The following is a 10405-nucleotide window of genomic DNA, read 5'->3' on the forward strand; positions in this document are numbered from 1 at the left end:
CTAAAAGGTCCACATGAACCCATCGCGCGATCCATCCCGGCGGCGGCCGATCCTGGTCGTCCTGGGGCTGTTGCTGGCCGGAGTCGTCGGGCTGGGCGTGACCGGCATGATCAGCTCGATCGTCATCGCGGAGATCAATCGAGGGATGGCGACCGCGGTGAACCAATCCGGCACCCTGCGCATGCAGTCTTACCGGATCGGCATGGCGCTGGCGGACGAACGCATCCCCTGGCAGGCGCGGCGCGTCGAGGTCGAGCGACTGGCGGCGGAATACGAGCAGCGGCTGATCAGCGCCCGACTGACGGCGGCGCTGCCGCCGGATGCGAGTGATCCGGTTCGGCTCGCCTACGAGCGGGTGCGTTGGCGCTGGACACACGAAATGCGGCGCACCCTGCACCGCCTCAGTCAGACCCCCGAGCCCACTCCCGCGATCCGCGCCGAGCGTCTCGCCTATCTGGACCAGGTGGACGATTTCGTCGACGACATCCACACCCTGGTGCGGGTGCTGGAGGAGCGCGCCGAGCATCACATCGACCTGCTGCGCTGGATTCAGGCCAGCGCGCTGGTTCTCATGATCGCGCTCGTGCTGTTCAGCCTGGTGGTGGTCAGACGCCGTGTGGTCGCGCCGCTCGGGGCGCTGCTGGACAGCGCCGACCGTGCCCGCCGCGCCGACTTCTCGGGCCACACCCCCTTTGTGGGAAGCGACGAGCTGGGACGTGTCGGCGCAGCCATGAACCTCATGACCCAGGGACTCTCGGGCCTCTGCGGGGAGCTTGAGGCGCGGGTGGCGGACAAGACCCGCGACCTGGAGCGCTCCAACCGCTCCCTGTCACTGCTCTATCGGACCAGCCGCGCGCTCGACGAGTCGCCGCTCTCGGACGCCACTCTGGGCCAGGTGATCGCGGACATGCGCCGCCAGCTCGGGCTTCCGGGGGTAGCCATTTGCCTGCGCGACGACCTGCGGGTGAACGGCCGCGACTATATCGGCACCGGGCCCATCCGACGGCCTGGCGCGTCCTGTCCGGCGGACGACTGCGGCCTCTGCGCGGGTCCGGCGCTGGTCGAGCAACCCGACTCGGACGCCACCCCGGTCGCCCGCTTCGCGATTCGCGACCAGGACCGCGTCTACGGAACCCTGCGCGTCGCCCTCCCCCCCGGCGGCGCCTTGGAGCCCTGGCAGCAGCCGCTGCTCGAAGCGCTGGCGGGACATCTAGCCAACGCCCTGCACCTCATGTGCCGCCTGCATGAGGGCCGGCGTCTCGCCCTGCACGAGGAGCGCGGGATCCTCGCGCGCGAGCTGCATGACTCGCTGGCGCAGTCGCTGTCCTATCTGAAGATCCAGGTCACGCGCCTGGAGGCGGCGCTGCACGAGCCCGGCGGCGGTACCGATCGCAACCTGCCCACGCCCGCCGAGATCCTGAGCGAGATCCGTGAGGGCATCGGCAGCGCCTACCGCCAACTGCGCGAGCTGCTGACCACCTTCCGGCTGCGCATCGACGGGCGCGGGCTCGCCAACGCGCTGGCCGAAACGGCCGAGGAGTTCCGCCGGCGCGGCGACATCGTGATCAGCCTCGACGACCGCCTGCCCGCCGGGCTGCTCTCGCCGAACGAAGAGGTGCACGTCATGCAGATCATCCGCGAGGCGCTGTCCAATGTGGTGCGTCATGCCGAGGCGAGGCACTGCCAGATCCAGCTCGCCAGCTCCGGGGACGAAATCCGGGTCACGATCGCCGACGACGGCAAGGGCCTCGACGAATCGCACACCGACCGAGGACATTACGGCCTGACCATCATGCGGGAGCGCGCCCGGACGCTGGGCGGCCAGCTCCAGATCGAGAGTCATCCAGCGGAAGGCACCCGCGCCAGCCTGGCCTTTCGACCGCGCGGGCTTGAAGCGGGCGGGTGACGACATTCGCGACCATCCTGGCGAGGCGTGTCGCAACCGGCACCTGAGGGACTGAGACATGAACGAAGCCATCGAAACCCGCGTCCTGGTTATCGACGACCACCCGCTGTTCCGCAAGGGCGTCGCGGACCTGATCACCATGGAGCCCGCACTGCGCCTAGTCGGCGAGGCGGCGGACGGCGAAGACGGACTGCGGCTCGCCCGCGCGCTACAACCCGATCTCGTCCTCCTCGACCTCAACATGAAGGGACTGGACGGCATCGAGACGCTCAAGCGTCTGCGCGCCGACGACGCGCTAGACGCCCGCGTCGTCATGCTCACCGTCTCCGACACCGAGAGCGATGTCGTCGCCGCGTTGCGCGCCGGGGCGGACGGCTATCTGCTCAAGGACATGGAGCCCGAGGACATCCTCGCCCTGCTGCGCGAGGCAATGCGCGGCCGGCTCGTCATCAGCCCCCAACTCACCGAGCTGCTTGCCCGCGCCCTGCGCGACGCCCCCCTGCCCAGGACCCCGGACCAGGCCGATCTGACCCCCAGGGAGCGCGAGATCCTGGACCTGCTCGCCCAGGGCTGGAGTAACAAACTGATCGCCCGGGAGCTCGACCTCGCAGTCGGAACCATCAAGGTCCACGTCAAGCACATCCTCAAGAAGCTGGGATTGAAGAGCCGCGTCGAGGCGGCGGTCTGGGCGGTGAAGGCGTGATGGCGTGGCATCACACCCCCTTTGAGCCAGAGGGCGCGAGCCAGTTTCAGTGCGTCAACCCGCCACCCGATTCAGCACCGCCGCGGCTATCGAGCCAGACGACGAGGCGGTCGATCTCCTGTCCCTTGGCGGAATCGATGTCCTTGGCCTCGACCAGGGCGGCGCGGGCCAGTCCGTAGCGGCCGAGATGGATCTCGGCGACGGCCATGCCGATAAAGGCTTGGGCGTTGCGGGGGTCGAGGCTGATCGCCTCGCGGAACTGGCCGATCGCGGCGGTCTGATCCTGTTTCAGCAGCAGGGCGCCGCCGAGTCGGGTGCGCGCCAGTGCGGAGCGTGCATCCTGGGCGACGGCCTCTTCCAGCACCCGCACCGCCGCATCGATCTCGCCGGTCTGGAGCTTGGACTCGCCCTCGCGGATGAGTTCACCGACGTCGGCGGCGAACGCCGATTGGGACAGGATCGCAAGTGCGATGAGGGCTGAGCAGGGGAAACGCATGCGGGTTCCTCGGGGCAGTGTGATCGGTCGCAAGCCCGGGGACGGGCTGTCGCGCGTCTGTGGTCGCCGCGTTGCAGGCGGCTGCGGCCCCTATCCCCCGCCCTCCTCCTCGAAGGGAGGGGGCCGGAGGGGGGCGTCTTTCCTGGAGATCACCTTACTTCATCGACCCCTTCCCATAGCGCGCCTCGAAGCCCTTGCGCACGTTGTCGAGCTGCTCGGCGCTCATGCCGTTGAAGTACCAGTCATGCCCTTCGTTCGACGCGAAGTGCTTCTTTAGCATGGCCTCGGCGAAGTCTTCGTTGCCGTCCTTCTTGTGCACGACCTCCTTCAGCTCGGGGATCCACTCGAAGTAGGTGTTCTTGCTGACGTCGTAGATGCCGTGCCACCAGGTGTAATCCGGACCGTTCATGGAGGCGCCGTGGCGGGCGCGGCGTCCCTCGTGGTGCCAGATCTCCCACCAGACCCATTCGATCTTCTCGTCGAAGGGCGCGGGCGTGATGTAGCCGGCCGTCTTCAGCTCGTCCATGACGGCGGCGATCGGCTTGGCGAATTTCTCGTTGTAGAGATCGACGACATCGTCGAACTGCTTGTAGTGGCCCTCAATCACGCTCGTGGAGTGACAGCCGAAGCAGACGGCCTCCATCTTGGCGCGGCGATCCTTCCAGGTCAGCACCTCGACGACGGTGGAATCCTTGGCCGCATCGCCGACCTTGGGGATCTCCTTGCCCTCGGGCACGTCGAATTCCTGGCCGTTCTCCAGCCGCACCAGGTTGATCTTGGTGGAGATGGGCGGACGCAGGGTCCAGGAAATGCGCTCGCCAACATTGTGCGTCTTGCCGATGCCTGGACCGGCGCTCATGTGACAGGTCGCGCAGGTCGGGGCGGCGCTGTAGTCGACCCCGGCGACCCATTTGTCGGAGTCCAGGTTCATCTCGTCGACCTTGGCGCGGTAGATGATGCCGTGCTTGGATTCGTTGTAGATCTCGATCTGCGGATGGTCGGGGCCGACGTGACACTTGCCGCAGGTATCAGGCGTGCGAGCCTGGGCGCGCGAGAAGCGATGGCGACCATGGCAGGCGGTGCAGGAGCCGAGGCTGCCGTCGGGATTGACGCGGCCGATGCCGGTGTTGGGCCAGGTGCCGGGCGTGGGACGGCCCTTGTCCTTGCCCTCGGTGATGAACTCCAGGGCGCCGCCGTGGCATTGCTTGCAGCCGGCATTGACGGCGGCCGGACCGCCGACCACCTCGCCGAGCAGGTTGTCGAGCGACGCCAGAATCTGACCCGCCTTGGCGTGGTGCGAGCCGTCCATTTCCTCGAACTCGGTCTTGTGACAGGTCGAGCAGTCCTTCGGCGTGACGACGACGGAGATGAGCGTGTCCTCATGCTTGAAGGCGTCGACATCGCCCTCCTTGGCCTGGTGGCAATCCAGACAGGTCACGCCGGCCTGACCATGCTGACTCTGATTCCATTCCAGATAGAGGCCGGGGTTCTCGGTCATGTGGCATTCCACGCATTCCTGCCCGCGCGGGTCGCCCCAGTCGACGCCGACCTCGCCGGTCGGACGCGCGGCCAGAACCGCCGTGGCCAGGATCAGGAGACCCGAGGCGAGACCGATCTGGAATAGCCTGCCCGCAATGAGCCCTCGCGGCTGTCGTTTCATGGTGCACTCCTCTCTCTCGTTGTTGTCGTCCGCGCGGCGGCAGGCCGACCGGCCCCCTCGCCCGCTGCGCGGACCGGATCGCCTGGCCAGACGGCGGCTGCTGATTACTCCCCCGCGAAGGTGCCCATCCCCCGCCTGATCGGCCTTGATCTACCTCAAATATTGCATCTTTGCGCGGTCGCCGGATCGCCCTTGATCGAAATCAAGGCCGCGCGCGCCCGGGTCGGAGAGAGTCGCGACAAACGAGAAAAGGCGCCAGCGGGTCGAGGAGGCATCGCGACCTGGCCAACGCGGCGCATGACACGCCAAGGGAGAAGCCCCATGAAAGATCGCACGCGCCCGTCCCTGCTCGCGCTCGGACTGATGGCCAGCCTCACCGCCTCGGCCGCCGGTGTCCGCTCGCCGGGCATGCTCGCCAACACCTGCGCCGGCTGTCACGGCACCCTGGGCGCGAGCGCCGGTGAGCAGATGCCGAGCATCGCCGGCATGGACAACGGCTATCTCTTCTCGGTCCTCAGCGACTACAAGACCGGCCTGCGCCGCTCCACCATCATGGGCCGACTCATGAAGGGCTACAGCGACCAGGAGATCTGGGCCATCGCCGCCTTCTTCGCCGAGCAGCCCTGGGTCTCCACCGACCGGGTGGCGCGCGCGGATCAGATCCGTGTCGGCCGCGAGATCCACGAGCGCCAGTGCGAGAGCTGTCACGAGGACGCCGGACGGGCGCAGGACGACGACTCACCGCGCATGGCCGGTCAGTGGTCTGGCTATCTGAACTATGCGCTGGAGACCTGTCGGGACATCGGCCGACGCTGCCATCCCAACAAGATGGGCGAGCGCGTCATGGCACTGTCTGACCAGGAGATCGAAGCCCTGGCGCGGTTCTACGAGAGCGAGAAATGAGGGCAATGCAGATGACCGATGTGCAACGCAGGGCCTTCCTCAAATCCTCGGCGGTCGCGCTCGGTGCGGCCATGCTCGGTGTCTCGCCCGGCATGTCGGCGGCCACCCCCAAGGCGCGGGTGCTGGTGGTCGGCGGCGGTTTCGGCGGGACCATCGCGGCGAAGTACCTGACCATGGCCGACCCGCTGATCCGCGTCACCCTGATCGAGAAGGACCCGGTGTTCCTCTCCTGCGCCATGAGCAACGAGGTGCTGAGCGGGGAGCGCGACCTGAAGGATTTGACCTTCAACTATCGCGGACTGGCGCGACGCGGCATCGCGGTGGTGCAGGACGAGATCCAGGAGATCGACCCCGTTGCACACTTCATTCGCGGCACCAGCGGCAACCGCTACAACTATGACAAGTTGATCCTCTCGCCGGGCGTCAGCTTCCGCTGGGACAAGATCGATGGGCTGACCCAGGAGGTCGCGGAGCGTTTCCCGCACGCCTGGAAGGCCGGCCCCCAGACCTTGAAGCTCCGCCGACAGTTGGAGGGGATGGAGGATGGCGGGGTCTTCATCATCGCGGCCCCGCCGAACCCCTTTCGCTGTCCGCCGGGTCCTTACGAGCGTGCCGCCCAGGTCGCCCACTACTTCAAACAGCACAAGCCGAAGTCCAAGATCCTCATCCTCGACGCCAAGGACGCCTTCTCCAAACAGGGTCTGTTCCAGGCGGGCTGGAAACAGCACTACGGCGACATGATCGAATGGGTTTCGGGGGCGGCTGGAGGGAGCGTCGAGGGCATCGATCCCAAGACCGGCACCTTGATCGGACCGGTCGAGGATTTTCCCGGCCAGGTCATCAATCCGATTCCGCACCAGAAGGCCGGCGCGCTCGCCGAATTGGCGGGGCTGACCGACGCTAGCGGCTGGTGCCCGGTCGATCAGCGGACCTTCGCCTCGACCCTGCACCCGGACATCCATGTGATCGGCGACGCCTGCATCGCCGGCGCCATGCCGAAATCCGGCTACGCGGCCAACTCCCAGGCCAAGGTGTGCGCGGCGGCCATCGCCGCAGCCGTCTCCGGCATGCCGACGCCGGAGCCATCCTACGTCAATACCTGCTACAGCCTCATCGCGCCCGGGCACGGGATCTCGGTCGCGGGCGTCTACGCGCTCGCCGACGGCCGAATCGTCGAGGTCGAGGGAGCCGGCGGCGTTTCTCCGAGCGACGCCGACGCCCGCATCCGGGCGGTCGAGGCCCGCTTCGCCCACGACTGGTTCCGTAACATCACAGCGGATATGTTCACCTGACGAACCGGCTGGTGCTGACCCGGTGAAACCATCGGTCGCGCCTCAAGGGCTCGTCGTCAGCCGTAGCGGGTTTTGAAACAGCTTGTTGCTGGGCATGTGGGCGAAAGGCCCGAGAGTGTGGTCAACCTGTGGGGCACGCAGGCAGGGTGCTGGACGACCTCAGGACGGGGTCTATCGCGCAAGACTATCGAGTTCGGCTAGCTTGGACCGCACCGCATTCGCGCGCTGGATACGCACCGGTGTCAGGACGAGTTGCCCATTGCGGGCTTCCCCCTCGAAATAGTCGGCAGCGCCGACAGCTTCGGTGACGGCCTTGGGCAGGATGAGTTGGTTCTTCGATGTCAGCTTGGCCAGCATTGGACTGAATCCGTGAGGTAAGGAATTCTTACTCTATCGGTGACTTGAAAAAGCGGACAAGGATACGGGTGTGCGATCCCGACCGATTGAGTCCATCTGATCCGGGCAGGCAACCGCCTCGTTCCATCATGTTGAGCGAAGTCGGGGACGCACCACGAAATTCGACACCCGATCAATCTCGATGCAACGAACTCGGTGCTTGCACTGAACGCGCGGGATGACTGCGGACGCTCAGTCGTGGAACGAATCAGCTCGCGTTCTGGAGCGTCCGCCCCGAGCCTCAGCCAGCCTGACCGCTCACCATGAGGTCCGCAACCCGCTCGGCCAGCGCGCCGATGGTCATGGAGGGATTGCGACCGGTCGGACGCGCCAGGATAGCGCCGTCGGCGACGTAGAGGTTCGGGTAGCCGAACACCTGGCGGCGGTGGTCGACCACTCCGGTTTCGATGTCTTCACCCATGGTGTAGTCCCCGAGCGGATGGACGGTGATCAGGCCGCGCAGCAACTGATGCCGGGCAAGGCGCCGTATTGGTCGCGGCTGCGCAGCAGGATCTCCGTCGAACCCAGCGAGCCGGCGGCGACCACGACGCGATCCGCCTGCGCCGATCCCAGCCCGTGGCGCCGCGAAGCGAGTGGCACGAGAGGTTTGCTGTTTCACGGCAACCCTGACAGCCAGCAGGAAGCTCAGCCACGCCTGCGCCTCTCCCGACGTCCTCATCCGGTGCGGCGAGCCGCGTTTCCACGACAACCGCAAGGACATGTTCATCAATGCAACCCTGCTGATCGAGGTCCTGTCACCCTCGACCGAGGGATACAACCGCGGCGGCAAGTTCGCGATCTATCGGGGCCTCCCGGAACTCGCGCAATACCTGCTCATCGCCCAAGACCGCTTCTCGGTCGATGCCTTCACCCGCCAACCGGATGGCCGCTGGCTCCTCGAAGCACACACGGACCCGAACGCGTCCATTCCTCTCCACACGGTCGACTGTGCGCTTACGCTGAGCGACATCTACGACAAGGTACGCTTCGACTCGACCAACTCCGATCGATGAGTCGAGAAGGCGGAGCCGGCCGGCAGCACTTTCGTGCTCCGTCCCAGTAGCGGGCATACGGAGGCCTCACTTTAGCGTTCCCTTTAAACCGCACTGCGGTCATTGATACTCCCCAGGATCGGCGGCTCTTTAGCGCGTAAAGACAGAGGTCCTGTTCGCTGCTTCCGCCAACGAGCGCTTCGCTTGCCTCGGCGACGATACAGCCTGCATCGGGTGCGATGGACAGGGCTACTCCTTAGGCGTACACTGTTCGGTTGCTGACCGTGATCGAAACCCCGGTGTTTCAGAAGCAATGGCCTCTGTACTGGACGGAGGACGAACGTGGCAGCTTCGCCGCCTACATCGCCGATAGCCCTGGTGCTGGCGATGTCATTCCCGAGTCAGGAGGATTGCGCAAAGTCCGGTGGAGGCGGCCTGGATCTGGTAAATCCGGTGGTGTCAGGGTCATCTATTACACATGCACCGCCGCAGGCGAGCTGATTCTTCTGACGCTTTACGCCAAGTCGAAAACAGACAATCTCACTGGGCAGAAATTACAGGAGATACGCCGTGCCCTCGAAAGTTGAGCCATTGACGGAAAGCGAGATCGAGGCTTACGAGGCCAACCGTGATCTCGCGGCGGATCTACTCCAGGCGGTTCGAGAGATGAAGGCTGGGGAAGGACGCGTGGCATGGCCGCCGGCCCTCGCCGCAAGACAGGAAATGGGACTGTCTCAGGCCCAGTTTGCTCAGTTGCTCGGCGTGTCCGTTCGCACTCTGCAAGGCTGGGAGCAGGGTCGCAAACAGCCCAGCGGCGCTGCCCGGACATTGCTCGCGATTGCGAGACGGAATCCTAAGGTCCTACAAGACGTGGCAGAAGACCTTCGCTCGCGCGATTCACGATGAGCCGGAGAATCGCCCCCCCGATATCAGCTATCAGCCTGAGGGCAGTGGTCAAGCCCCGTCGCTCGCCCTATCAGTATCGCTGATCGCATCGATGAGTCGCCTCCTCAAGCGCGGCGTGATCTGAGTCCACTGCCCCTGCGACTTTGCAGATCAACTGTTGGGATCGGCGTCCGCTTCGCTGACGTCACCTCGGTGGCCGCTCTGGGACAGCATTCGGACATTCCGATGCCAGGCCGCGCTGACAGCTCCGCGCGTCTAGGAGTCTGTCCGACTTAGCACCCGCATCGCGAGTACACTCATGCGGATCACCCCGAAGCCTAGCGGAACCTCCATGGCTGTCGAGTTCATCCCGATCGACCGAGACACCCCCCTGCTGTTGCCGCCGCGCATCCAGGCTTATCTCCCGGAGCGACACTTGGCGCGGTTCGTGGTTGAGATCGTCGAGCAGTTGGACGTGAGTGCGCTGGTCGACGCGTATCGGGGCACCGGCTCCCAACCCTACCCGCCGGCGATGCTGGTAACACTGTTGTTTTACGGGTATGCCACGGGGCTGTATAGCTGTAGCGACCTGCAAACCAGCGACTCCTCCATGGCCTGGTACTTTTCTTGAAGCGCTCGCAGCCGCTCCTTGGCAGCATGGCGGGTCTTGCGCATTCGGCGCAGGAACATCTCCACGAGCTCGTCGCGTGTCCCAGCCTGGGTTTGGAACAGAAAGCAAAGGAGCAGTGTATGACGTTTACCGGGCTGGGCCAGGTCGCGCAGATCGCCGATCTGCATTCGCGAGGCCTCGGCCGCGAACTGCCGGATCTTGGTGTGTGCGACGCCCTCAAGGAAGGGCTTGAGATCGACAACCGCGTCCAGCTCCGCCAAGCGCTCGGTCCAATGGCGGATGTGCTGTAAGGTCGCCGGCCCTGGCGATTCCTTGAAGCGCGCCATGGATCTGTTGCGGCACCTCGTCCAGCAACGGGAAATACCCAACTCACGTTTCGGAGTTCAAAATCGGCCCTAAAAAGGATCCAATAGTTTGTTTATTAAGGAATAATGTCCTCAAAAATGGTAAAATGTCATGTGCTTGAATCATGACAACCACTCAAGAGGCCACGATGAAGACGCCCACATCCCAGACGGCGCTGCCAAGTCTCACCAGCGGT

The 10405-nt window shown here is 65.2% G+C and carries 14 protein-coding genes; 9 read left to right on the forward strand and 5 right to left on the reverse strand.

Translation table 11 applies throughout. The features are described from left to right. The first annotated feature begins 13 nt into the window (after positions 1-13). Positions 14-1906, forward strand: coding sequence for an ATP-binding protein (locus CKO23_RS17670; RefSeq protein ID WP_200333145.1), 1893 nt, complete (start codon positions 14-16; stop codon positions 1904-1906). 58 nt (positions 1907-1964) lie between these two features. Next, positions 1965-2609, forward strand: coding sequence for a two-component system response regulator NarL (narL, locus tag CKO23_RS17675; RefSeq protein WP_200333146.1), 645 nt, complete (start codon positions 1965-1967; stop codon positions 2607-2609). Between the two features lie 46 nt (positions 2610-2655). Here the strand turns inward: narL and CKO23_RS17680 are convergent, their stop codons facing one another. Both CKO23_RS17680 and CKO23_RS17685 read right to left on the reverse strand, forming a co-directional pair. After that, complete coding sequence (locus CKO23_RS17680) at positions 2656-3105, reverse strand: tetratricopeptide repeat protein (RefSeq protein WP_200333147.1); 450 nt, start codon at positions 3103-3105, stop codon at positions 2656-2658. 154 nt (positions 3106-3259) lie between these two features. Further along, entirely contained in the window at positions 3260-4765 is a 1506-nt protein-coding gene (locus CKO23_RS17685) for a multiheme c-type cytochrome (protein ID WP_200333148.1), read from the reverse strand. 321 nt (positions 4766-5086) lie between these two features. Between CKO23_RS17685 and CKO23_RS17690 the strand changes: the two genes are divergently transcribed. Continuing rightward, positions 5087-5668, forward strand: a complete 582-nt coding sequence (locus tag CKO23_RS17690; protein WP_200333149.1) for a c-type cytochrome — start codon at positions 5087-5089, stop codon at positions 5666-5668. Between the two features lie 11 nt (positions 5669-5679). Beyond that, on the forward strand, positions 5680-6960 hold the full coding sequence (locus CKO23_RS17695) for an NAD(P)/FAD-dependent oxidoreductase (protein WP_200333150.1): 1281 nt from the start codon (positions 5680-5682) through the stop codon (positions 6958-6960). Between the two features lie 171 nt (positions 6961-7131). Here the strand turns inward: CKO23_RS17695 and CKO23_RS17700 are convergent, their stop codons facing one another. The 3 genes from CKO23_RS17700 to CKO23_RS25775 form a co-directional block, all read right to left on the reverse strand. Continuing rightward, complete coding sequence (locus CKO23_RS17700) at positions 7132-7317, reverse strand: AbrB/MazE/SpoVT family DNA-binding domain-containing protein (protein WP_200333151.1); 186 nt, start codon at positions 7315-7317, stop codon at positions 7132-7134. Positions 7318-7597: 280 nt separating this feature from the next. Further along, on the reverse strand, positions 7598-7822 hold the full coding sequence (locus CKO23_RS25770) for a GMC oxidoreductase (RefSeq protein ID WP_346014631.1): 225 nt from the start codon (positions 7820-7822) through the stop codon (positions 7598-7600). Next, on the reverse strand, positions 7807-7956 hold the full coding sequence (locus tag CKO23_RS25775; RefSeq protein WP_242482529.1) for a hypothetical protein: 150 nt from the start codon (positions 7954-7956) through the stop codon (positions 7807-7809). The genes CKO23_RS25770 and CKO23_RS25775 overlap by 16 nt, the downstream gene beginning before the upstream one ends. Here CKO23_RS25775 and CKO23_RS25780 point away from each other — a divergent pair. The 5 genes from CKO23_RS25780 to CKO23_RS17725 all read left to right on the forward strand — a co-directional run bounded on the left by CKO23_RS25780 (position 7950) and on the right by CKO23_RS17725 (position 10154). Next, positions 7950-8369, forward strand: a complete 420-nt coding sequence (locus CKO23_RS25780; protein ID WP_346014632.1) for a Uma2 family endonuclease — start codon at positions 7950-7952, stop codon at positions 8367-8369. The genes CKO23_RS25775 and CKO23_RS25780 overlap by 7 nt on opposite strands. Before the next feature lie 263 nt (positions 8370-8632). Further along, positions 8633-8935 (forward strand): transcriptional regulator, encoded by a 303-nt coding sequence (locus tag CKO23_RS17710; RefSeq protein ID WP_346014633.1) that lies wholly within the window; start codon positions 8633-8635, stop codon positions 8933-8935. 79 nt (positions 8936-9014) lie between these two features. Continuing rightward, a complete protein-coding gene (locus CKO23_RS17715) occupies positions 9015-9254 on the forward strand; it encodes a helix-turn-helix domain-containing protein (protein ID WP_242482533.1) in 240 nt (79 codons plus the stop codon). Positions 9255-9585: 331 nt separating this feature from the next. Further along, entirely contained in the window at positions 9586-9864 is a 279-nt protein-coding gene (locus CKO23_RS17720) for a hypothetical protein (protein WP_200333155.1), read from the forward strand. Continuing rightward, positions 9861-10154, forward strand: a complete 294-nt coding sequence (locus tag CKO23_RS17725; RefSeq protein WP_200333156.1) for a hypothetical protein — start codon at positions 9861-9863, stop codon at positions 10152-10154. The genes CKO23_RS17720 and CKO23_RS17725 overlap by 4 nt, the downstream gene beginning before the upstream one ends. Positions 10155-10405 lie beyond the last annotated feature (251 nt).

The sequence above is a fragment of the Thiocystis violacea genome, from assembly GCF_016583565.1.
Taxonomy (GTDB): domain Bacteria; phylum Pseudomonadota; class Gammaproteobacteria; order Chromatiales; family Chromatiaceae; genus Thiorhodococcus; species Thiorhodococcus violaceus_A.

What these genes read in the sequence shown, in the direction of transcription:
- CKO23_RS17685 (WP_200333148.1), bottom strand. Translation starts at nt 4,765, where the DNA reads ATGAAACGACAGCCGCGAGGGCTCATTGCGGGCAGGCTATTCCAGATC.
- CKO23_RS17720 (WP_200333155.1), top strand. Translation starts at nt 9,586, where the DNA reads ATGGCTGTCGAGTTCATCCCGATCGACCGAGACACCCCCCTGCTGTTG.
- CKO23_RS17715 (WP_242482533.1), top strand. Translation starts at nt 9,015, where the DNA reads ATGAAGGCTGGGGAAGGACGCGTGGCATGGCCGCCGGCCCTCGCCGCA.
- CKO23_RS17670 (WP_200333145.1), top strand. Translation starts at nt 14, where the DNA reads ATGAACCCATCGCGCGATCCATCCCGGCGGCGGCCGATCCTGGTCGTC.
- CKO23_RS17700 (WP_200333151.1), bottom strand. Translation starts at nt 7,317, where the DNA reads ATGCTGGCCAAGCTGACATCGAAGAACCAACTCATCCTGCCCAAGGCC.
- CKO23_RS17695 (WP_200333150.1), top strand. Translation starts at nt 5,680, where the DNA reads ATGACCGATGTGCAACGCAGGGCCTTCCTCAAATCCTCGGCGGTCGCG.
- CKO23_RS17690 (WP_200333149.1), top strand. Translation starts at nt 5,087, where the DNA reads ATGAAAGATCGCACGCGCCCGTCCCTGCTCGCGCTCGGACTGATGGCC.
- CKO23_RS17680 (WP_200333147.1), bottom strand. Translation starts at nt 3,105, where the DNA reads ATGCGTTTCCCCTGCTCAGCCCTCATCGCACTTGCGATCCTGTCCCAA.
- narL (WP_200333146.1), top strand. Translation starts at nt 1,965, where the DNA reads ATGAACGAAGCCATCGAAACCCGCGTCCTGGTTATCGACGACCACCCG.